This window comes from Vibrio sp. 1457 (assembly GCF_033340195.1).
Taxonomy (GTDB): Bacteria; Pseudomonadota; Gammaproteobacteria; order Enterobacterales; family Vibrionaceae; genus Vibrio; species Vibrio alginolyticus.
Window position 1 is genome coordinate 1 of the sequence record NZ_JAWOWA010000037.1, and the last position, 23,715, is coordinate 23,715.

Here is a 23,715-nt window from a genome sequence, read left to right on the forward strand (position 1 = left end):
GTCAGGTGTAAATTTGGGAAAAGAAACCAATAAACATCAAGACGTTTGACCTTTGATCCCAACCCAGTGCTAACGCCCTGTTAAGGTGTGAGTAACGCAATACCGAAGCCGCCGCATACCACCTTAAACACTAAACGCAACGCATAGTTAAAATGCCACGCGTTGCGAATCACTCTTAAACAGTTTGTTATAAGCGTGGTTTGAGCATATGCACGAACTGTTCGTCCTGCCCTGTAACCTCAAAGCCAAACCTTTTGTAAAGTTGCCCTACTCGGTTTCCTTGTAAGTAGCAAAGCTTTATCGGTAACGACTTTTGTTCAGCAAGCTCAATGACAGCTTTTAATACTTGGCTACCAATTCCTTTACCCTGATGTTCTGGTAATAGGAAAAAGCGACCAAAGTACAGATTCTCAGAATGGTACTGCACCAAGTAACTGCCTACGGCGACTCCATCGACTTCGATGATGGTTGGCTTTTCTTCGACCCACTCATTGTGATGAATTTCTCTTTGAACACTTTCGTCCCAACCAAATACAGCTTTGATTGGTTCAAATTCTGCTGATTTCTTAAGTTCGAATAGGAACTCATAGTTACTATTTTCAGCTTTACGGGTTTCGTACACCTAACTCTCCAAACCTACAATTACGGATAGCTTATAACGCCCTGTTAAGGTGTGAGCAACGCAATACCGATGCTCCCGCATACCACCTTAAACACTAAACGCAACGCATAGCAAAAATGCCAAGCGTTGCGAATCACTCTTAAACAGATTGTTATGCCTTGCCCCACTCGGCTCGAAGGACTGCCAAAACAACTGTATCCCACCACTGTCCTTTGAAAAAACGATGCTCCATAAAATGTGCTTCTTGGCGCATACCCAGAGACTTACAGAGCTTAATAGCTGGCAGGTTTTTACTGATTGTCTCCGCATAAATGCGGTGAACTCCCAACTCCGAGAACCCAAAATCTGCCAGAGCCAAGGCGGCTTCATGACTTAACTTATTACCTTGAGAGGCTCTCGAAAATGCACACCCCATCGAAGCCTGCTGATTGTCCTCTAGCCGTAAACAAACAGTCCCAACGAACTCACCTGACACCTTACACTCGACAGCTAATTGGTATGATCTTCTTGGCTTCTCAGAAGCCTGAGCGATAAACAAGCTTGTTAACTCTCGGTATTTATTAGGGTCACAATCGCTTTCGTCATAGAAACGCTGATATTTAGCATCCTGAGACATAGCAACAAAAGCATCTTCATCGTTCAGAGTCATATCCCTAATAATCAGACGCTTAGTCTCGAGTTTAAACATCGAAAGTTCCTTTTCCTTGTGAGGCATAACGCCCAATTAAGGTGTGAGGCACGCAATGCGATGCTACCGCATACCACCTTAATCACTAAAACTAACGCATAGTAAAAATGCCACGCGTGCCGAATCACTCTTAAATTGTTTGTTAGTACGCTGTTCCTAAACCTTTTGGTTTGCACCAAGACATTGAAATATAGTACGAAACTGTTGGCTTAAAACGCTGAAGCTAAAGGGACAACTGCTAAACTAGAACTCAACCTCAAAACGTAAGTTGGCTAGAAGAAAAACACGCAAACTCCCCTATTTTGACCAGTTTCAAATTAGCAAAGGATTCGGTCACCGAACTTTGACAACCACACCAAAGTACAGAATTGAAGGCTAAAAAGCCAACAACACAAAAGAAACCGCGCCAACGAAATAGCCAAAAAGTGAGAAACCGTAAACGGTGAAATCGACGCGAACACTCCGCACATAGTGCCACCGGAAAGAACGTGAAAGGCACATTTGATCCAGTGAAAAGCTGGAAACCGGAACTGATAAACACCGAAATTTTTACCGTTGATGCCACCCCCGTACTAACGCCGCGTTAAGGGGCAGCAACGCACTACCACCAAACTTCAATTTACCACCGTAAACACCGAGGCCATATTTGAGACAAATTCACCACGCGTTGACTGTCCCTCTTGAACGCCTTGTTAGCTTATTTCATGAAAGCCATTGTATACCAAAAAACTGCCCCTACTACGCCATGAAGTATGAACTTGAGACATACCACTGAGCCGAATTTACAGGTTTGAGCTTTGAATTACCTTGAACTAAACCAAAACCGCCAAGCGTGGAGGCTCACGGAACTTCACACACAAAAGCTGACATTTGAGTTGCGGATTTCACGCGAGGACTTTGTCACTTACACCTAACGAGGCGATGCTTGAATTTGCACCACCTTGATATCAAACCGATAACCGGTAACCGGTAACCGATACAGCTTAGTTAAGAACAAAACGAGTACAAGATAAAACATTGCCAGAGCACGATATCTCGATTTAGTTCGGTGCTAAACATTTGCTATAAGATTCTGATTTTTTAGAGAGTAAGCTAACGCCCTGTTAAGGTGTGAGCAACGCAATACCGATGCTTCCGCATACCACCTTAAACACTAAAACCAACGCATAGTAAAAATGCCACGCGTTGCGAATCACTCTTAAACAGTTTGTTAGGGCTCAGTTACCCAGCGATACTAGTTCGTCTAGCTCACTCTGCAAGCGAGCAGTTCGTTCAAAAACTAAAGTTTCGAGTTCCGAGTAATATATCAATGGGTATAGAGAGCCTCCTTTGTACATATCAGCTACTGATCTCGCATGGGCTTCGATATACTCGTTCCACTTTACCTGTGCAGACCCGTATGCTTCGGTACGGTCACTATCTAGCTTACTCATTAATTGAGCGTAAACCTCGTTCATTTTAACTAATGAACGATTATAACTATCCGAAGCCATTTGGTTCATTTCAGTTTGAGTAATATGCTCAGTGCTACTCGTCTGCATATGAGAAACCGATTTAGTGTTTAAATCTAAAACATGACTCTGCACCGCACTACTTTTTTCTGTGAGCATAGAAGCAAACTGGTTTAAGCCTGAGATATCTAAACCTTGCTCACTCATTTTTTTATGTATATCTAGAACTTTTTGATGCTTATCCAAAATTTCTAATTCAGGTTTTGATTCGATTTTTCGCTTTATAAAATAACCAATGCCCGTCATGAGAGCTCCTAGTAAAACGAAGCCCAACTTTTCTATCATTTCATTCATTTACACCGAATCATCCTATGAGCCCTAACGCCCTGTTAAGGTGTGAGCAACGTAATACCGATGCTACCGCAGACCACCCTAAACACTAAACGCAACGCATAGCAAAAAAGCCAAGCGTTGCGAATCACTCTTAAACAGTTTGTTATGTGAATTCTCGATTGAAACGCCGAACTTTTGTACGCATATTTTTCATAGGTGATGATGTATTAAACTGAATCATGCGCCCCAAAGTCCATTGTTCATACCACGCAACACCATACAAATCATGGTCACTTAAGCTTGAAATGAGTAAAAGTATCTCGTTAACTGTAGACTCAAGCTCAATGAGTAAATCATCATATTTCCACTCACAGTACTCTTCGTGGAAGCTTTCAGCGAGTGAGCCTAATTGGTTCCATTTATAACCAGTTTCCGGGAAATCAACATGTTGGTTTTGAGATCTTAAGTGATTCCATTTAAGAACGAGTTTTCCCCAACCGATCAAGTAAGCCACTGTATCACTGACACTAATGACTGTACCTTTGACGTTTCCCTCTACTCCAGGTTTGCGAGCTTTGCTTTCCGGAATTGAACGATAGTCAGCCATGAGTTTCGGAAATATTGAGTTTATAGCCAACTCCAATTCATCCTTATTTCTTGGCACAGAAGACATTTTGACCTCCATTCACATAACGCCGCATTAAGGGGTGAACAACGCATTCCATCCGAATTAAACCATTGTGCCGTAAACACTAAAGCTGGTTCAAACCAAAATTGCCAAGCGTTGTGAATCCCTCTTAAGAATTCCCAGACACTAATCACCATGACTCACCACCTCTCAAAAAGAAACCTAACCTTTTGATTTAAAATAATATAATACTCTTTCACAGTCACCTTTTCTCACTACATCTCACAGCTCTAGCACCCCCTTGCGTACCCCAAAATCGATTGATAAGTTGAAGGGGAACAAACAAATAAACAGGAGGATAGCAGCATGGCTATCAATAAATTAACAAATACACAAATCAAGAATGCAGCGAAAAGTGACAAAGAATATTCACTATCAGATGGTGGAAATCTCTACCTAAGAATACGTAAAAACGGCTCTAAAAACTGGTTATTTATCTACACAGACCTTAGCACTAAAAAGCGTAAAAAAATGGGGCTTGGCTCATACCCTAATATGACGCTGGACGAAGTACGCAAGGTCGCGAAAGAGCTTCGTAAACAAATGGCAAAAGGCATTGACCCAAAACTGTTTCGTGAAAAGCAAAAGTTAGACCGTGTGGTTGAAAGCCAATTGACCTTTAAAGCGGTCGCAGAAAAGATGCTTCTGAAAGAAGAAATTCAAGAGACCACTAACCGAGAAAAGCTGATTGTCGAAGAACGTGAGAGAGCTAGAATTAACGGCACGTTATTCGGGCAAGATGAAATCGACCGCATCACCAACAAAGTACGCTCGTCACATCGCAAGCGTCTTTTCTTAAAACGTAACCTATACCCTAAACTAGGCAACCTCCCCATGACCTATATCACTGCCGCTGGAGTCATTTCGGTCATCGAACCTATGCAGGTTAAAGGACAATTAGAAAATGTAAAACGTGCATGCTGTATTGCCAATCAAGTGATGAAATTCGCGGTAAACTCAAACATCATTAAATTTAATTGCTTAGCCGACATTAAAGACAACTTTGCCAAATCAAAAGTCACTCACATGCTCAAAGTACCGCCAAACGAACTTGGTGAAGTGATGGCTATCATGTCAAACAACCAAATGAAACCCGTCACCCGTTGCGCGTTCGAAATGCAAATGCACACGATGACTCGCGCAGATGAACTCGCTGCCATGCGCTGGTGTGATATCAACATTAAGAATAAACTTTGGACAATCCCAGCTTTCTACACTAAAAGCAAACGTGAGCATTTGGTGCCGCTGAATGACTACACGTTAGGGATATTAGAGTTCATTCGACCAATATCAGGAGAGCACATCCACGTATTTCCATCTGACAAGCCGAATACCAAATTCCCGCACATAAGTCCTTACGCCGTGAATTCATCACTCAACCTCACTAGTTTAAAAGGAAGGCTCGTCAGTCATGGGTTTAGGGGCATTGCTAGCACGTATCTCAATGAACACAAACAGTTCCGTGAAGATGCAATTGAAATGTGTCTTGCTCATTTAGATAAGAACACCACTCGAGCTTCATACAACAGTGCGTTGTATCTCGATGAACGATACGAAATTCTTCAATTCTGGAGCGATTATATTGTGGAATCGACAGGCAACTACTATTCGATTGCAGGACAATATCAAGCGGAGAATAAACAGAGCGCATAACCAGCGCTTCAGTATGCATTACCACTGAGCCTGAATGGCTTGACACCACTTAACTCACCGTCACTTATGACACCCTCAACCAGTTTAGGGTGCAGCTTTCTGCGTCCTAAATTCAGCCAAGAAGGAATCACGCCTATGCCAAATTTGAACTTACACCAAGCTCACTTAAGCCAATTTGAGGTAAAACCCATCAGCGAACATCCTCGCTTTAGTGAAATGCAAGCGCTGCGCCGTTTACGCCGAAAAGGACGCCTAGCCTTCCCCCATCAAAATGAAAACATCGGAATAAAACAACACCGTCAGCTTAGCGCCCATCATATCTCCACCAATCAGCATGGCATTTATCAAGTCAAAATCACACCACCATTATCCTTAAGAATCTCAGGCTGCACTAAGTCTCATTATTTTGTGGCACTGAAAACAGATGAACCGCAACATGCAATAAGCAGAGCGAAAGCAGTGCGCTTACAAGCTAAGTGCTTTTTCCAAAACAACCCCCATGCCCTTCCCGACTCTCTGTCATTGAGTCAGCAATTATTAGTGCAAATACACTTAGTGGCTAAGCATTTTCCTGTGGTTCGTGCTTACAAACACAAACCGACAAAAGGCGACTTCCCAACCTTGCCCCCTCTAGACTTGAGCTATTCAGAAGAGGAACTTCGTTTTCCATACTTCAACTGGTTAAGTGAATTGATGGCAGAGCGTGAGCATTCAGGAATGTCTCAATTCAGACTCAATCAGATTGCAGACTACCTTCATCATTTTTTACGCTTCGTTGACGACAACCACTCCAGTAGCAATGAAAGATTATACATACAGACACAAGACATTCGTCAATATCGTGAGTCACTCCGCCAATCTAACGTATGCCACAAAGAGCAAAAACAGCGTATTGATGCAGTACACTTTTACTTTCGCTGGCTGACCTATCGAGGCTATTGCACTACCCCAAGACTGACACGTCCCCTTTTCTCTTAATTAGGAGTTTAACCATGATGATGACTAACCCTATACGCCTCAGCGTCATTTCTGCACTCGATGAAGGCCTAGCTTACTCCCATTCAGACTACTTTGCGCCGCTTCTGATGCAAGGTATCAGTGCGGTAGACATCGGTCTCATTGAACTAGTCACCACGATATTACGCACTGAACCATATCTCAATGAAACTGACCTGCTCGATCGTGGAGTGAGTCCAAGGCAAATTAAACGTGTGTTGGGTGGTTTTGACAACTTCAAGCAACTGTTGAAGATTGATGATTATTGTTTTAGTGATTTACTACGAGATAACAATTGGGATATTAGCCACGGCATTACGCTCTCGTACTTCCAATATCAGAAGTTTTATCAAGATATACGCAGAGACTACATTCAAGGCCATATTGCTGACATGCATCCAAACTTATCGGTGTTACTCAATGATGATTACTCAATTCACTCTATTCCTATCACCCGAAGCCATTATGCCACTGTTCCCGCTACAGACGCCGAAGCAGCAGCGGTGAGTTTTGCTTTACTGTTCAGAGATTACGAATTCATTGAGTATGACGAACCGAAATCGCTCCTGACTTTACAAGCGCATCGCCGAGATAAAGCTGCCGTCATAGAGGTACGTTGCCTCGCTTCGAAATTTTGTCAAAACACGGCAGCAGGGATTTGTGTCGTGGATGACGCTCAAGCCATGACTAAGCTCAGAAATCAGAAGAAGATTCTTGATTTTAAAACCTTGATTGAGAGAAACACGCGTAACACCACAATACCAACTTAGGTGCCTTGAACGTCTCAAACATCTTATTCGAATTAGAGATACAGCTTTCTTGCAAGAAAGCTGTTTAACTCTCTTTTGGACAAAAATCATTTATGGTCGATGCTCTAAATCACCCTATATTCATTACTTAATGTATTCTGACCGAGCCAAATACCCCACTAAAGTGGAAATCAATGATATATAAATATGCAAAAGGCAAGGTTTTCACACCTTGCCTCTATTAAAATCATGCTGCATACCACCCATCAGCTAGCACTTCAGCCTGATCGAGAACAAGCTTAATCGCCTCTTCAGCCGCATCAGGGCTTTGTTGCGTAATTCAGACGAGAAACCAAACCGCCTAAAATTGAGTAACTTTTAGACAATATACTGAGTTTCAGGCATACCAAGTCCTGTAAGCTTGTTCAGCGCTTTGATCATGGCGTAAGTCTCACCAACTTGAGCGTTGTAGTTTCTCAGGCTTAATTTCCCACCTAACAACTGTTTCACCCGATATATTGCTGTCTCTGATAGCGAGCGCTTGTGATAGCCGTACTGCTTTTTCCACTTCTTGTTGGAGCCGTAGAGTTTCTGACAACCTACGGCTAAATTGCGAGGGTGTCCTTGCTCCCAGAAGGCCGCCCCTTCTGGTGGCGGGATAAGCGGAACCGCTCGCTTGAACCGTATAGCATCATGGTAATTCCTTGTGTCATAAGCACCATCACCTGATATCTCAATGATTTTACGACGTATCTGCTTGAGTAAGTTGAGGAGCACTTCGGCATCGGTTACGTTAGATAAGCTCAGCTCTGCTGCGACTATTTCGTGGGTGCCTGTATCTACAGCGATATGCAGCTTACGCCAGACTCTGCGTTTCCCATCAGTACCATGCTTCTTGACCTTCCATTCACCTTCGCCATAAACCTTGAGTCCAGTGGCATCAATGGCCAGATGTTGTATTGCTCCTCTGGTTTTGGTTTTAAATGAAACCTCAATTTCTTTAGCTCGGCGGCTTATACAGGTGTAGTGCGGGCAAACAAGCGGGATGTTAGCCAGCTTAAATACGGAGTCTAGAAAACCTTGCAGTGCTCTCAATGGCATAGATAAAACGCGTTTCACCATCAGTGAGGTAGAAATGGCTAAGTCGCTGAATCGACGAGGTCTACCACGCCTGCCTTGTTTGTTTTGCTTCCACTCGGCTATCACTTCCTCATCAATCCAAAAGGTCAGAGAACCACGGTTGATTAAGGCTTTATTGTACTGCTTCCAGTTGGTTGTTTTGTAACGAGGTTTCAGCATAAGGCTACGAAGATTAGCTGATTTAGCCGCTCAGATCGTAACTTCCTGATTTAGTTCCATCGAATTGCGCAACAAAGCCGCCAATCGTTGAAGAGTGGCAAAGCCGAGATTAATTTATCTGTTAAAATAGCGCCAAAGATATGCTTACAACACGAATTAAGGTTAACTAATCTAAGGCGCTTTTGTCCCCGAGCATGCCTTAAACCCGATGATATAATACAAGCCTGAACAAATATTTGTTAGTGCGGTTAATAAATTAGTGATAAGTTCTTTATTGCAACCTTCAAATGGGTATAAATCAAAGTTTCTGATCCAGAAATCGTGAGCTAATTTTTCGAATCAAGAGTCCCAAAGAAATGACATCTTTCATTGAAGCATATAAAAGAACAGGAAACTCAATAATCGCCTATAAACAAGTCGTAAACTGTGACGATAAGTCTTTGAAAGAGATAGTCAAAGAGTCATTTTCGTCTTTAGAGCAAGTTTTCGAAGAAGTGGATTTTTATGTATCAACCGAAACTAAACGCGGCATTCTTAGAAATACAGGCAAAATAATAGGTGGTATTGTGTCTCTCGGTGGCTCTTATATGCTGGAATTGCATAACAAGCACTATTCTGACATTTACGAAGCTATTTATAAGCCAGCTTGCAATATAATTGAGTCAATTGAAAAAGACACTAATGATTGCCTATCTTCGATAGGGGAGCAACTGACTGAGCTAAACAAAACACTCAAGCCAGTTGGAAATATTCTTAACTCAAGGACAAACAGTGATCCAGCAACGCGAGACTCTTTGACTCGGATTAACAAGTTTAATACTGGCTTTAATACATCTTTAAATACGGGTTTCGGTGGCCTAGTGGGCGGCTCTGCGGCTCTTGGCGCATGGGGACTAGTTTCGCTGATTGGTTCCGCGTCTACTGGCACAGCAATATCTTCCTTGTCAGGTGTTGCTGCTACCAATGCTACGTTAGCTTGGTTTGGTGGAGGGTCGCTTGCTACGGGTGGAGCTGGAATGGCTGGTGGATTTTGGGTTCTAGGAGGTATTGTTGCTGCCCCAATAGTATTTTTCTCGACGAAAAGCGCTTATAAAAAAGTAGATACTGTCAAAGAAAAGAGAAATGAACTGACTGAAGAGTCAGATAAGGTCATGAAACTAACAGTACAAGCCTCGACTCAGTTAATAGAAGCTAGAAAACAACAGGCCCAAATAGCAGCTTTGATTGCCGAGTATGTTCCTAAAATAAAGGGCGAACTAAGATTATATAAGTTTCACCGTTCATTCTGGAAAGACATCTTTGGCTGTACAATGAACTCAGAGCAACAGAAACACTATAATAACTTGAACAAACTGGCAAGCGAGCTTCTAGATAAGCTAGGTATTAAATAAGCTTACATACTACTGCTAAAAAATTCCGAATATGGACTTTCGTTGCTTACGTCTAAGACAATGAGGTTTTCCACCGAGCGTGTTATTGATGTATATACAATTTCTGGGGTATCCTTTTGGTCCATTAGATAAAAAACCGTCTTAGATTCTAACCCCTTAAAACTGTGAACCGTTGATAGCTTTATCAGACCGCTATTGGCGTAAAAATGGTTCTTCTTAATGCGTCTTGCTCGTTCCATATCAGAACGTAATTCTTTGTTCTTATATACATATTGATGTAACTCATCTTCAGACATTGACTTGAGTTGTTCCAATGAAACTTTACTATCATAAGCCTTTATCATTTGATGTAATTCTTGATAGGTTTCAAACATACAGTGAGTCTTCTCTATTTCATTAAACTTTTGGACCAACTTTCTGACGAGGTAAATGTTTGACGACAATATGACCACGTCATTCGGATTAAAGTTATTAACCCTGATAGTTTTTTGAATAAGTTCAAAAGATTTCTTTTCCCAGTCACCACTACATTGATGAAACTCTAATATCTCAAATGTAAATCCTTGTTGTATAGGGACTGTTTCTATCAATTCTGAATCTGAATACTTTTCAATTAGATACTTTGACTGGTAGTCTTTGAATACTTGGTTGAGGGGGGATTCCAAACTGGTTCGGTACGAACGTTTTAACTTCTTCCAACTTCCAAATCCCTGTGCAATCACAGCCGCACGCTTGTCATCGCGCTCGTAAATGTTTTGTGATTCATCGCCAAATAACACCATCTCACCTTCAGAAGAAAGAAAATTGTCTCTTAATATCTTGACCCATTCACTCTCAAAATCCTGAACTTCATCGACGAGAATTGTTTGGTATCGAGTTAACTGGTAATTCTGAAAACAGTCTTTTTTATACAAACCATCTAGGCTAAAGCGTGCTATTAAATCAGAGATATCCTGTCCACTAGCGTTAATTTGACTGTTATAGAATTGGTGGTAATTGGTAACCGCAAAATTTTGCTCATCACGGTAACCTAATATATCACTAATCCTGTCTTTTATTAGATTTTTAAGAGTGATGTTAAACGTTACAATTAGCACTCTTTCCTTATGTCGCTCGTGCGCATTGACAGCTCTTTGGGCGATTATTGTAGTCTTTCCACAACCAGCAACACCTTTAATCTTTTCCTTCCCTACGCAACTTACAGCCAACTTAGCTTGCTTATCGTCTAAGGAAACAGCTTTACCTTGCTTTAATACATGTTCACAAGGCATTAGACGACGCTTCAGGTCATCATATACTCTATCATCGAATAGTACTTGAGATTTGTAGTTTTTGATTTTACTTACTAATTTATGAGTTTGTTCGCCAGAAAATATCATCGCCTTATCACGAACTATGCGTTTTTTAGTCCGAGATAATCCTTCTGCACGTCTATTATAAGTGTCTACATCGATACTGCATTTACGTTTAGCATTGAGAAGTTCACTTGTTTTCAGTCTTAAGTCATTCTCGGCAGGTTGATATAGCGCGTCCACTTTATCTTTATCTGCCTTATGCAAATAGACAATTGGTTGGACAAGGTTAAAAAAGTTTCGGTTGCCTAGTTGCCCTATGCCTAAGACGGGCAAATGTAGCTGGTACAAATTCTTTTTATAAGTAAACGCTTGTGACTGAGGAGACGATATACTAGATTGCCCATTAGCGTATTTCACTGACCACTTGTTATAGCTATCAACTTGATAGTTATCCAAATTGTAGTCTTTAACTTCGATTACAAATATCGCGACACCCTCTCTAATGATTATAAAATCAGGTCTGTCACCATCCAAAAAGGGATTAAAAAACACCTCAAAGTTATCGTCTAAGTTTTCTTCAAAGTAATTGAGGAGATGTTGTTCACCCTCAGTAGGTTTCACTTTTAGTCGCAAGATATTTTCTATAGTAGGGTAAAATTTAGCCATAACACTTTCTTATAATAATGGTAGCCTGAATAAAGCATCTACAATGACGATAGAGTAATTGGAGTCGGTAAAACAAATTCAGCTATTAAAAGAATAGGTCAATTGATAGTGATAAAAACGTGTCCTCAATCACAGTGTCTTCAATGATAGGCTGAAAATTTTTAAACCATAAATGTTCTAGATTGGATGCTCTAAGGCGCTTCTGTCCCCAAGCAAGTCACGACCGAAACCTCTCTACATTGAAGTTTAATGAATAAAAACTCACTTTCACGCTATAAAAAGCACAAACGTTACATTAGAAATTTTTGGGTAAACACCGACCCTATTCAAAAACTAGTTTGTTGCCCGAAAATGATAAAGGGGCATAAGTGTGCCAGCAGTGATAGTTCTGGCACGTCTCTGGACAGAAATGCGTTAGCGCTTTTACTAGATTAGTAAAATTTAAATTAACTCAGGTATGGAAAGTTCCGACAGATAAAAGGCAATTATCTGATAATTCTCTGCTCTTTGAGCTAGACACAGTTCTGGACAACATAACCATGTTAGTATGCCTTTAATCCCATATTAACCTTGCACAAATAAGCGCAACTAACTGAAAAAATTAGAAATGCTAGAAAGAATAATAAAAATTGAAAACATCAAGCAATGGCAACACAAACGAGCATTAACTCAAGGGTTTGATAAGCTAAACCTGATCTACGGCCGAAATGGCTCTGGTAAGTCTACGCTAAGTAAGATCTTCAATTTTATAAATGAAAGCGACAAAGCAGCGATAGAAGCGTTAAAGCCGCTAGAGTCTGATGGTGTACCAGCTCTCAATCTTCGAGTTGGCGGTAAAAACGTAACGCTAAATTCGCTTCAAACACCGTTTAGTTTCCAAGTTTTCAATCAAGAGTTCATTGATACTAACCTTTATATTCCTAATGCTAAAGATCGTAGTCAACTCACTAACTATTATGAGTTTTCATTAGGTAAAGTATCAGTATTAAAGGAACAAGAGATTGATACACTTAAAGCAGAAATTGACGCTATCAACGTTCAGCTAAGCCCAATTGATACACGACTCACTACGAAATTTCCAGGAAAAACAGTTGCTAAAATCCGTGGTATAAAAGCTACTCCTAACGCTGATGCTGAGATTGCAAGTCTTGAAGCTCAAATCCAAGATTTGAAGAGTGTAGAACACTACAAAAGCCGTAAAAAGCTTTCTCCCTTGGCTCTGACTAAGCCAGATTTAGATACAAGCGTCTTCACACTCAGCATCGAGAGTCTGTCAAAAGAAGCACAAGAAAAAGTTGAGCTGCACATAGCTAAGAATCTTAAAGAGCGGGATGTCATGTGGCTTGAAACTGGCACTCAACTGGTAAACGAATTAGATAATTGCCCTTTTTGCGCTCAACCTCTTGCAAACTCCAGTATCTTTAGGCTGTATCAGGATTTCATTAATGATTCATACACCAAAGCTAGTGATAAGTTCGAGCTTGATAGTGACCAGTTCGAATTAGATGTAAGAGACATTGGTTGTAAAATTGAAGACTTAGAAGCTTTAGTGAAATCCAATAGTGAGATTATCAAAACTTGGTCAGATCGCATCCAAGGCTTCAATCCTCAATATGATTTTAAAGACCTTGATTCTTTATCAACATCAATCGTATTTGAGTGTGTCAACCTGATCAAAGAGAAGAAAAAAGACTTATTGTTAGAAACTAATTTCACTAAGTTCAATCAACTATTTGACAGTATTTTCAATGGGTTTGACTTCTCGGCATACAACCGTGAAGTGCAAGAATTTAACGAGCAAGTTACTAAGTTTTTGAATCAACTAGCAACTGGTTCAACTCAAGCTCTCCAAGCCAAGATCGACGACATTGAAGAAACCAAGAAGCGTTTCGAAGCAGAAGTAGCTGACGATTTGGTTTATCACAAGTCTCTGTCTGATGATAAAAGAGACAAGGCTAATAAAATCAAGGAGTTAAAAAATGAAATTGATAAAGATCAGGAAGATAGCATTAAAGAGCATAAAGATTCTATTAACCAGCTATTGAAAAACTTTCACTCAATGATACGAATCAAAGAGCTTGATAAGGACAATAAAGGTAAAGGTGGTTCAACTCGTCTTAAGTATGTAATAACCTTTATCGACAAAGAACTTTCAGTTGAAAATGTGGACGATAACAAACACATTTTTGAGCACGTTCTGAGTCTAGGTGATAGATCTGCTCTCGCTCTAGCATTCTTCTTATCTAAGTTTGCCAAGGCTAATAGTGACAACTCCATCATTGTTTTAGATGACCCTATGTCATCCTTAGATAACTACCGCAAAGACGCAACCATCGTTGAGATCGAAAAGCTGATTAACAACGGCTATCAAACCATCGTATTTAGTCACGATCCATTCTTTTTATCTGAGATTAAGAAATACTCGATATTATCCCAACATACCAAGTGCTTTGAGATTGATGTGTCATATAAAAAATCAGATCCTCTTAAGGCTGACAGTTCTCAATACATATCTAGTCAAATGGTAGAAAGAAGCGACTATGACGCTCACGTTCTTCACTCCTACCACAAAGAATATAATAAGCTCTATGATTTTGTTGCTGACGCCAAAGATGAATCAAAAGTTGAAGTAGCTCGTTCTATTCGCCCTATTTTAGAAGCACACCTACGCTTCTTATACCCTCGAGAGTTTAACGAAGGCGTTTGGTTAGGTAATATGATTACGAAAATTCGAGATGAGACAGATCCTAGTAGTCACTTCTTCGACACACACAATCAGATAAGCCAAATCACTAAAATTAATGAATTTTCTAAGGCGTTTCATCATGCAGATGGTTTTGATACTAAGATTCAAAGCTTAGATCTACAAACAGTTCAATCATACGCTCAAGAAACGCTACAATTCGTTACTGGTATTTAAAAAGACACCTCAAGAAGCTCTGCCTTATAGGTAGAGCTTTTCTGTATTAGGTTTTCACGTAGTACAGTACAGCGGCCGTAACATGATGTATGGAATCCACTCCCTCCTTTGCCAATTAGACTTAGGAGAATGAGACCAAGACAAGGATTCCAATATGTTGACGAATAATGTTATCGCTATCGACTTAGCCAAAAATGTTCTTCAAGCCTGTCATATCAGTGTTCATGGTGAATTGCTTTCCAATAAGCCCTTGAGCCGACAGAAAATGAAAGAGTTTCTTGCTAAGACAAAGCCTTCAATTGTTGCTATGGAAGGCTGCTGCGGTTGCCATTACTGGGGGCAACTTGCTGAAAAACATGGGCATCAAGTACGCATCATTAATCCCAAAAAAGTGAAAGGTTACTTGGAAGGCCATAAAACTGATCACAATGATGCTCTTGCTATTGCTAACGCAGCAATTCAAATAGGTATCAAATACAGCCGACCAAAATCATTAGAGCAACAGTCAATGCATTCTTTAGAGAGTAGTCGCCGTTTCTTATCTCGCAGTGTAGTTTCTTTAGGACAGCATATTCGAGGAACGATGTTAGGTTATGGCATTGCTAACCCAAGAGGTGAAAAAGGTTTAAAAGCGTCGGTTCAAACAGCTCTTGATGGAGAAACATCAATACCAGGCAATGTTGTTTCCGTTCTGTCAATGTTATGGAATCAATATAAAGAACTGAAAGCACAACTCATCGCATTCGAAAAAGAGAAAAATGCTCTAACGCGTCAGATAGAGCCATGCCAACGATTAATGGAAATTGAAGGTGTTGGAGAAACAACCGCTGCAATGCTCTACACAACTCTTGGTGATGGAAAGCAATTCAAGAATGGTAGACAAGCTTCAGCGTTTGTTGGTCTTACCCCAAAACAACACAGTTCAGGTGGCAAGGTCTTTATGATTGGGATCGACAAGTGCGGGGGCGTGAAAGAGTTACGCTCCCTTCTCTATCTTGGTGCAATGTCCTACGTTGGGCGACTACCCGAAAAACCAAAGACCCAGAAGGATGCTTGGCTGAGGAGCATCATTGAACGTATTGGCTTCAAAAAGGCCTGCATCGCATTAGCTAACAAGGTGGTACGAACGGCGTGGGCAATGCTTCGGTATGAGACTGAATACAAACCTGTTTTACTCACAAATTAATTACTAATAGATTCTTAGATTTTACGAAATGATGAAGCATAAAAGGTAAGACCAACCTACTGAAAACCTGACCATTCCTTCATGCTTTTAAAGCTGATAGCACGATGAGGACAGTAGGTGCGCAAAACATCAAAGGCTAGAAGGTAGCCCCTTCAACAAGAAGCCGAATATACGACCGCATCTTAACTTTAATTGCTAAATCACTTTGTAAATACGTGGATTCCATATAAGGTTTGGGGCATAGGCTCGTTACAGCTACCGAAGACGCAATTACTAAGTGTTTCTTAGAGCTGGAAAGCAACCGAGAAGGATCCCTTCCTAGTTGCCAGCACGAAAAGGGGCAAACCTTTGCTAACTAGGTCTCGCCAGCACGCTGATGGACAGAAATGAGCTAGTGACCTTGAATGGTTAAACCCTACCGACTGTGATGATGTGGGAATTCCGATCAAAAGACATAAAGATAAGCTCTTCAAACACTTTTAAGATAACTGAAAGACGTGATCTAGAAGGTGCGAGATTCATCTTATTTGGCAAGTGCTTCTGGAACACTCAGAAAACTAGGAAAATCATTGAATTATGGAATGCAAACGGGATTTTTATCTCGGTAGATGAAGACTAAAACGCATTGGTCTGAACCTGTAGTTCAGAACCCCCTAGTAACGCTGAAGATAAGCCAGCAACTGCACCAAGTTTTTTCAGAGATTTAGATGATTTCTTCATGCTCGATACCTTCTTGGTTGTAGTTGATGTTGAAGTGCCTTCTCTTTGGGTCTTGCTAGTCAATGGGTAGCTTGCTGTCAGACAAGCTTCTGCTTTTACGTAGTCAGTGATTTCGTAAGTGGCACAGATGTGACCATCGGTAGCGCTTTCAGACCAATATGCTCTAGTCAACTACGTTAAATATATCACACTTTTATGAATTATAAACAAATTCATTGGCTTATTAGCGTGGACTAAGAACGCGCCGCTCAGGCGCTGATTTTGTCATTTGCCCATCACTAGTTCAAGTATTTGCGAAATCACGTGTTCAAATCTGAGTAACCAGCGATGCCGACACATTTTTGGGCAAAAATAAACTGGTCGCGTAACCATCGATTTGCTAACTCGATGATGATTGTGAGAGAACAACTTAGTTATACAGTTGGCTTTGTTTTATAGGATTTTACCAATCATCAGGGTCACGAAGCTTTGCCTGTTCACAGCTTACAGCTTTGTCTTGAATATGTAGCTCAAGATCTAGTGATGACAGCAGACGCATCAGACTTTCGATACTCGACGAGGCAGGAGCACGTTCAAGTTTTGATACCGTGGTCTGTTTTAGACCAACAATATCGCCGACTTTGGTTTGGTTGCGCCTTTGATTCCTGCGAACATCACGCAAGTATATTCCCAGTTGCTTCGGACTTGTTATGAGCATATCTGCCTCCAATGTAAATTAACCCCTACAGAGGATATTAGCACTTTAACCCCTTAAGGGGTTAAAGTTAATTTTACCCGCGTACAGGGGTAATCAGTCATAGCTAGGATTAAGAGGTTTAGTTGACTAGGTAAGAACATTAGAAAACACAAGAGCTTGATATAGGCTTTCAAAGAGATGGAATTTACCCCCCCACACACTTAAGATACTGATAAATAATCATTTTTCTCATGACCAGCCCACTTAAATGATGCAATGAGTCAATTGAGTGAGGCAATGTATCAGTATAAAAGTCACCATTCTGTCTACTATGGTCGTGTTTGCGCTACCAATCGTTTTGTAGTGCTTTGACATCAGTCTTGAAACAAAGCTTGCTCTGTGGGCATTAGTGACGATGCTACTTTGATTCTCAAAACTGGCATTGATAAGAGCTTTAACCATGTCTATCGACCCTACGTTAAAGTTAGGCTTGGTAAATCTCTTGGTGTGGGGATGATATGACCCACGTAGTGTTTCTTGTTCATACCTTCCACCAGCAACAAAATGAAGTATGTCAAAACGCTCGACAGGCTAATGTGTTGGGTCTCTATTCAGGCAGGACACACAATAGACTCAGGAGATGGACGTAAATGTCGGAAGACAAAAATATTTAGTATTTTCAAACACACTTTGGGACACGTGTGCGCTAGCTATTTATAACACTTTTAAAATTGAGAAACGTCCCTAGAGCAATATCATCAGTTAGATGTCCGCTAATTTTCTGTACATAAACTGAGTGCCTGACCAGAGCTTAACAAAGCTCAAGTACAACTCTCCAAGCATTACGGTAAACTACAAAAAATTTTCGAGACAAATAGTAAATATACTGGCTTACGTGCAATGACTTTATGGACACTTACTACGAATCCAATTGCCCGTCTCTTTAACAAAGAGATCGAGGTAACAGTGGACGATAATGGGATTCATGTTGCTCAAGGAGGAGAAGATGCTCACTTTAACTGGGCGGAGCTTGATTACCCACCACACCTGTCACTCGCTATTGATGGCGGGTGCTTAGTCATAGTTTCACAAGAACAAACTTACCGTTATCGTATGCTGGGCTATCTTACACCGTTTAGGTATTCAAAACGACTTTTCCCATCTTGGGCAAATCAAAGTGCGAAGCGCCTGCAAGATTTTCTCAGTGATGCATACCTTCAATGCACATCAAGATTTCTGAGAGACTCTTCTGTTGAGATAATTAGAACAACTGCCAGTAATGAATTAAAGCGTTGGAAAGGTTGGGACAAAGTACAAGGTCTCTCAGAACTAGCTCAAATCACAGCATCGCAACTTACTAATATCAGTAGTTGGAGCGCTTCGGATGTCCAAAAAATACGAAGTCGGTATGTGCAAAAGCAGCTCGCTCAATACAAGTCGTTCTTTGATTGTGTGGAATCCAACCCGCTAACTGATAAACAGAGAATCGCTTGCGTTACCGATAATGACAACAACCTCCTATTAGCTGGTGCAGGTACAGGCAAAACCAGTGTCATGGTAGGAAGAACAGGTTACCTCATCAAAAGTCGACAAGCTAATCCTAGCGATATCTTGTTATTAGCTTATGGCCGCATCGCAGCCCAAGAGATGGATGAGAGAATCAAAGACAAGTTAGGTTTTGAGGACGTGAAAGCTAGTACCTTTCATAGTATTGGCGTAAGGATTATCTCATCCGTTGAAGGTAAGGCACCGAGTCTGTCTAAGCTCGAAGACAGCGCCAAGATGAAAGCCAAATGGATGCACGATGAAGTCGAGGCCTTGATGTCTGACAGCAGTTACAAAAAGGCATTACTCGATTACTTTAGCTCCTACTACTACGTAGATAAAAATCCTTGGGATTTTGAGTCCCGCGGCTCATATCTCAAATATCTCAATGATAACGACATTCGTTCTATGAGAGGCGAGCAAGTTAAAAGCTATGGCGAGCTAGTTATTGCCAACTGGTTGTTTCGTAAAGGTATCAACTACGAGTATGAGGCTAAATATCGCTTCGACGTTGCAACAGCGGAATATCGCCAGTATGAGCCAGATTTCTATCTCCCAGACTATGATATTTATATCGAATACTACGGCATTGATGAAAACGGTAACACCGCACCGTACATAGACAGAGAGAGTTATCATGCAGGTATCAAATGGAAGCGTGAAACCCATAAGAAATATGGGACAGGTTACATCGAGTTTTTTTACCACCAACACAAGAAAGGCACCCTACTCACAGCACTAGAAAAGGAGTTAGATAAGCATGGTGTGGAAACTCAACCAGTTTCCGAGAGTGCTTTGTTAGACAGCTTGGAGCAGATGGGTCGGGTAACTGAGCTAGCTAAGTTACTCGGTGCGCTAGTTGATATGTAAAAAGCAGCATGCCTTGATGACGCTGGCGTAAACAAAATCATCAAAGAATCGATTGATTCGAAGCAAACAGCAAAAGCGCTTGAGTTATTAATGCCGCTGTATCACAGCTATGAGAAGTACCTGCGAGACCATCAAGTTATCGACTTTAACGATATGATTGGAAAAGCGTTAAAGTATGTACAAACAGGTCAATTCCAGTCTCCTTGGAAATATCTGTTAGTCGATGAATTTCAAGATATTTCAGAACCGAGAGCCAGGCTTGTTAAGGCTCTTAGGGATAGTGTGCAACGCTCATCACTGTTTTGCGTTGGTGATGACTGGCAAGCGATATATCGCTTTAGCGGTGCCGATGTGCGTCTTACCACAGCGTTTTCCAACTACTTTGGCTCTACATCTGAAACCACCTTAGATATGACCTTCCGATTCAATAGCTCAATTGGTGATGTCGCAACTCGATTTGTCACACAAAACCCCGTTCAGTTAAAGAAAGACATAGTTTCACTTGTTAAAGTAGATAAACCTGCGGTGAGTATCGTTCGTCATGGAAAAGATGAACAAGGAATCTCGGCATTAGAAAAGGCGCTCATTTCGATATCTAATCAATTGCTCGCATCTCAGAAACCGAGCAAGAACAAGGTATACTTGCTTGCCCGCTACTGGCACCAACTCCCTGATTTACACCAGCTAAGGACTTTGAAGCATCAGTTCCCGACTTTGAACATAGAGAATCAATCTTTCCACGCCTCCAAGGGGAAAGAAGCTGAGTATGTAATTGTACTGGGGCTTACCACTGGTAAGCATGGATTTCCCTCAGAGAAACAAACTCCACCGTTAGTGGATGCATTATTGCCACAGGGAGATAGATTCGAACATGCTGAAGAACGCCGCTTGTTCTATGTTGCTCTCACTCGTGCAAAACACAGAGCTTATTTGCTTGTTGATATGATGGATGCTAGTGATTTTGTTACCGAGCTTATTAAAGCTAAGTACCCTGTAGAAACCAACGAATTTGATGTTTCTCTTATTCAAAAAGAATCCGATAAAATTTCTTGCCATCAATGTGGTGAAGGCACTTTACGCCCCAAGTCAGGTCAGTATGGTAAATTTCTATCTTGTTCTCTCTATCCACGCTGTAAGAACAAGGAAACACCATGCAGCAAATGTGGCAGCCCGATGAGCCGAGGTATTAAGAGCGGGTTCCAAGTCTGTATAGATAAGAGTTGTAATGATGAACGTCCAATATGTAAAAACTGCGGTGGTGAGATGAAGCTTTGGGAAGGTAAGTATGGCAATTTCTGGGGATGTTCTACTTACCGAAAAGGGACTACGAATACCTGCACATACAAGAAAAAAGGATAGACAAATCGTAACTGAACTAATATACACAAGGAATCATTACTAAAATTTGGTCAACTTAAAACCATCAGACCTCACATATGAAACTCTGATAACTTGGCATGAATATGTCATACAAGACAAACGCAGTTGCGGCATCCCATGAAGAACTTGGAAAAAAACAACGCTATTATGAATAATAGCGTTGTTAAGTACGGCCTCAGTTTCATCAAGACGTGGTGGCAACCACTTTATATCACTTATTTTCAGATAGCTTTAAAGTGGTAATGAGGCTCTTTCTCAGAAAAATGGATGAGCACTTGCTCTGCCACCTCAAAGCGAAACACTGTCCCAGATTTGGCTTGAGTCACCCAATTTTTCTTACTACCACCGCTTGTGAAGCCGCCCGCTACGACACCCACCCCTTCTTCAACTCTTGCTCCTGAATCACGGTCAAATGCGCGTGCGACTGGGTAACCAAGGCAACACAGTGTCCCCTTTTCTTCGTACACATCATAGTCATCATGAATCGTCACTTCGACGGGTACGAGAGAGGAATTGAAAATATAAGCCAGTTCATCAACCTTTTCTTCGATAAGGCCGCTAAACACCCAACACTCACTGGACTTATCCCACTGTCCACCCAGAGCATGGCATTTCTCAACGAGATAGGTATTGTAAGTGCTGTTTAAAGTAATAAAACCAGACTCATTTTGCTCCTCAATCGAGGATTTAAGTTTGAATATTAAGTCGGTTCCATACTTTGAACGAACGGAGATGTCTTCGACATTCAGCAGTTGCGTACCGATTGAGAGGTTCTGGGACAGTTCATCGATTAAGATTCTGCACTTGTAGCCGTTAAGCGATGCAGCAAAATACTTTCGATTTTTCTTTAAGACGTTAAACTCTTTCATGTTTTCTCCGAAGTAATAATGAGTGACAACGTAATAACTTTTATTGATGGCTTTCAGCCACTTATCTTGTTTTTATCGTTATTATTTTTGCTGTTATATTATTATTCAGAGCTTTCAAAGAGCAGAGCGGTTTGGAAGCCTTATCAAACTAACTTAGCCTGTACTTTAATGTCAAGAGTTTTTTATCCTCCTCAGCTTGAGCACAAAAGTCGTTGAGAATCTTGCAATTACCACTGAAGTTGAGCAAGCTCTGTGCAACGTATGCACAGAACTAAAAGATAGATTATTGAAAGTTCATGTACTGCAATAACGGATTCGCTTGTTTAAGCGCTTGTCGCTGCGCAAGAAGCTCAGATACAACTCGCTTTTTATCTTCTCCCAAAGCGCATGCAATAAGAAACGCATCGACTTCATGCGACATGAATCCCACTGCCTTGGGACCCAGTTGCACTGCGGGCGGAAATGTGCCATCGTTTATACGTCTGTGAAGCGTGGCTTGGGATAAGCCAACGCGTTTTAATACATCGACTTTTTTTTCTATTTTTAATTGGTTAATTGGGTGTATAAGCGTCATTGGACGCCTCCGTTTATTCTTTTTTTATGACTACAGGAGTCGTTGCAAATATAATATTCGTATTTAGAAGTAAAAAGCAATCACTTTTTCGCATTAATTTCATGAAGTGAAATATACAAAACCTATATATTTAAAAACGCAAAAAATATACACACACCATATATTTAACATCACACAATATAACCAAGCGAAGTAATTAAAATAAATAAATGACAAGTACATCCTTTATTTTCATTTAACTCAGCCATCAAGAATACACTTCCTTTTTTATTACTTCTTAACTTAAATCATATAACATCTGTCTCGACAACTACCTACTGACTTTCAGTGAGATGGCGTAAAAGCGGATGAAAGCGGCTGAGACGTAGTGAGAGTGCGGCGCAAATTCCTTGTCGCAAAGGTCACTTTCGATGCCGTAACGCGCACTTTCCCTGTCGCATGCGACAGATTCCCAATCATATTCCCCAGTTAAACTCCATATTACACCAGCCATCACACAAAATATATTCTACTTATTTGAATAAGCACATTTAATATTATAAATTATATTGTTATAATAAAAACAGATAGAACAAAAATAGTAACAAGCTGATATCGCTCGTTCTTATTTGTTCCAAATAAACGCACGAAAACTTGCCCTACTTAGTAGGGTTGCGATAACAGCCTTCGGCGTTATCGCTAAAAACAATACACTCTAAATAATTAAAATAATAAATAGAGAATTTAAAAATGGACATTAATATAAATACAGTCGCAGCGGCTGTTATTCGCAGCACCTCCAGAAAACAAAAGCAACATCTAACATCATGGATGGAATATCATGACTATTCCGTTGATGAATTAACGACCCTACTACCAGGGGTTTTACCTTCCCCAATTGAATCAGGTGTCAGTATCAAGGAGCAGCAAGCATTTATCACGACATTTGCTCATACCCTATTCATCCACCAACATCCTCAAACGTCTTCCAATCAAGATGAACTTTTGAAGGTAAAAGCCCTCATTCGTACCGTTAAAGCCAATTTCAAGAAACAACGAAAAACTGACAAAGAGCTGTATTGCAGAGCGGCTTTGTTGCGTAATTCAGACGAGAAACCAAACCTCCTAAAGTTGAGCGACTTTTATACAATATACTGAGTTTCAG

General features: G+C 40.8%; 19 protein-coding genes. 9 read left to right on the plus strand and 10 right to left on the minus strand.

Going from position 1 to position 23,715, the window contains the following annotated elements:
* Window positions 1-187: 187 nt before the first annotated feature.
* From R7Z41_RS22370 to R7Z41_RS22385, 4 genes are all read right to left on the minus strand, one after another.
* Window positions 188-622, minus strand: coding sequence for a GNAT family N-acetyltransferase (locus tag R7Z41_RS22370; protein ID WP_318136417.1), 435 nt, complete (start codon window positions 620-622; stop codon window positions 188-190).
* 151 nt (window positions 623-773) lie between these two features.
* Window positions 774-1,310 carry a GNAT family N-acetyltransferase gene (locus R7Z41_RS22375; RefSeq protein WP_225478274.1) on the minus strand — a complete coding sequence of 179 codons (537 nt, stop codon included), beginning with the start codon at window positions 1,308-1,310 and terminating at the stop codon, window positions 774-776.
* Between the two features lie 1,217 nt (window positions 1,311-2,527).
* On the minus strand, window positions 2,528-3,067 hold the full coding sequence (locus tag R7Z41_RS22380; protein WP_225478275.1) for a lysozyme inhibitor LprI family protein: 540 nt from the start codon (window positions 3,065-3,067) through the stop codon (window positions 2,528-2,530).
* 190 nt (window positions 3,068-3,257) lie between these two features.
* Complete coding sequence (locus tag R7Z41_RS22385) at window positions 3,258-3,767, minus strand: ClbS/DfsB family four-helix bundle protein (RefSeq protein WP_225478277.1); 510 nt, start codon at window positions 3,765-3,767, stop codon at window positions 3,258-3,260.
* Between the two features lie 321 nt (window positions 3,768-4,088).
* Here R7Z41_RS22385 and R7Z41_RS22390 point away from each other — a divergent pair, with 321 nt between their 5' ends.
* The 3 genes from R7Z41_RS22390 to R7Z41_RS22400 all read left to right on the plus strand — a co-directional run bounded on the left by R7Z41_RS22390 (window position 4,089) and on the right by R7Z41_RS22400 (window position 7,201).
* Window positions 4,089-5,435 carry a tyrosine-type recombinase/integrase gene (locus R7Z41_RS22390; protein WP_225477604.1) on the plus strand — a complete coding sequence of 449 codons (1,347 nt, stop codon included), beginning with the start codon at window positions 4,089-4,091 and terminating at the stop codon, window positions 5,433-5,435.
* A 135-nt stretch (window positions 5,436-5,570) separates the two neighbouring features.
* The gene (locus R7Z41_RS22395) at window positions 5,571-6,413 is read left to right on the plus strand and encodes a hypothetical protein (RefSeq protein ID WP_065871672.1); all 843 of its coding nucleotides are present in this window, start codon (window positions 5,571-5,573) and stop codon (window positions 6,411-6,413) included.
* 14 nt (window positions 6,414-6,427) lie between these two features.
* Window positions 6,428-7,201 carry a hypothetical protein gene (locus tag R7Z41_RS22400; RefSeq protein ID WP_065871671.1) on the plus strand — a complete coding sequence of 258 codons (774 nt, stop codon included), beginning with the start codon at window positions 6,428-6,430 and terminating at the stop codon, window positions 7,199-7,201.
* Window positions 7,202-7,558: 357 nt separating this feature from the next.
* Here R7Z41_RS22400 and R7Z41_RS22405 read toward each other — a convergent pair whose 3' ends face one another.
* On the minus strand, window positions 7,559-8,479 hold the full coding sequence (locus tag R7Z41_RS22405) for an IS5 family transposase (RefSeq protein WP_065871670.1): 921 nt from the start codon (window positions 8,477-8,479) through the stop codon (window positions 7,559-7,561).
* A 356-nt stretch (window positions 8,480-8,835) separates the two neighbouring features.
* Between R7Z41_RS22405 and R7Z41_RS22410 the strand changes: the two genes are divergently transcribed.
* Entirely contained in the window at window positions 8,836-9,870 is a 1,035-nt protein-coding gene (locus R7Z41_RS22410) for a hypothetical protein (RefSeq protein ID WP_065871669.1), read from the plus strand.
* Between the two features lie 2 nt (window positions 9,871-9,872).
* Here the strand turns inward: R7Z41_RS22410 and R7Z41_RS22415 are convergent, their stop codons facing one another.
* On the minus strand, window positions 9,873-11,831 hold the full coding sequence (locus R7Z41_RS22415) for a UvrD-helicase domain-containing protein (protein ID WP_065871668.1): 1,959 nt from the start codon (window positions 11,829-11,831) through the stop codon (window positions 9,873-9,875).
* Window positions 11,832-12,438: 607 nt separating this feature from the next.
* Here R7Z41_RS22415 and R7Z41_RS22420 point away from each other — a divergent pair.
* Both R7Z41_RS22420 and R7Z41_RS22425 read left to right on the plus strand, forming a co-directional pair.
* Window positions 12,439-14,751 carry an AAA family ATPase gene (locus R7Z41_RS22420; protein ID WP_065871667.1) on the plus strand — a complete coding sequence of 771 codons (2,313 nt, stop codon included), beginning with the start codon at window positions 12,439-12,441 and terminating at the stop codon, window positions 14,749-14,751.
* A 154-nt stretch (window positions 14,752-14,905) separates the two neighbouring features.
* Window positions 14,906-15,937: an IS110 family transposase gene (locus R7Z41_RS22425; RefSeq protein ID WP_225477607.1), complete on the plus strand. Its 1,032-nt coding sequence runs from the start codon at window positions 14,906-14,908 to the stop codon at window positions 15,935-15,937.
* Window positions 15,938-16,552: 615 nt separating this feature from the next.
* Here R7Z41_RS22425 and R7Z41_RS22430 read toward each other — a convergent pair.
* Together R7Z41_RS22430 and R7Z41_RS22435 are read right to left on the minus strand one after the other, a co-directional pair.
* Entirely contained in the window at window positions 16,553-16,828 is a 276-nt protein-coding gene (locus R7Z41_RS22430; RefSeq protein ID WP_140054543.1) for a hypothetical protein, read from the minus strand.
* A gap of 271 nt (window positions 16,829-17,099) precedes the next feature.
* A complete protein-coding gene (locus tag R7Z41_RS22435; protein ID WP_065871666.1) occupies window positions 17,100-17,354 on the minus strand; it encodes a helix-turn-helix domain-containing protein in 255 nt (84 codons plus the stop codon).
* An 879-nt stretch (window positions 17,355-18,233) separates the two neighbouring features.
* Here R7Z41_RS22435 and R7Z41_RS22440 point away from each other — a divergent pair.
* On the plus strand, window positions 18,234-19,748 hold the full coding sequence (locus tag R7Z41_RS22440; RefSeq protein ID WP_225477608.1) for a UvrD-helicase domain-containing protein: 1,515 nt from the start codon (window positions 18,234-18,236) through the stop codon (window positions 19,746-19,748).
* Between the two features lie 51 nt (window positions 19,749-19,799).
* On the plus strand, window positions 19,800-21,107 hold the full coding sequence (locus R7Z41_RS22445; RefSeq protein WP_225477611.1) for a UvrD-helicase domain-containing protein: 1,308 nt from the start codon (window positions 19,800-19,802) through the stop codon (window positions 21,105-21,107).
* Window positions 21,108-21,349: 242 nt separating this feature from the next.
* Here R7Z41_RS22445 and R7Z41_RS22450 read toward each other — a convergent pair whose 3' ends face one another.
* The gene (locus tag R7Z41_RS22450; RefSeq protein WP_065871664.1) at window positions 21,350-21,997 is read right to left on the minus strand and encodes a hypothetical protein; all 648 of its coding nucleotides are present in this window, start codon (window positions 21,995-21,997) and stop codon (window positions 21,350-21,352) included.
* Between the two features lie 283 nt (window positions 21,998-22,280).
* A complete protein-coding gene (locus R7Z41_RS22455) occupies window positions 22,281-22,571 on the minus strand; it encodes a helix-turn-helix transcriptional regulator (protein WP_065871663.1) in 291 nt (96 codons plus the stop codon).
* 729 nt (window positions 22,572-23,300) lie between these two features.
* On the opposite strand from R7Z41_RS22455, the gene R7Z41_RS22460 reads away from it, so the two are divergent.
* A complete protein-coding gene (locus tag R7Z41_RS22460; RefSeq protein ID WP_318136416.1) occupies window positions 23,301-23,708 on the plus strand; it encodes a hypothetical protein in 408 nt (135 codons plus the stop codon).
* The last annotated feature ends 7 nt before the right edge of the window (window positions 23,709-23,715 follow it).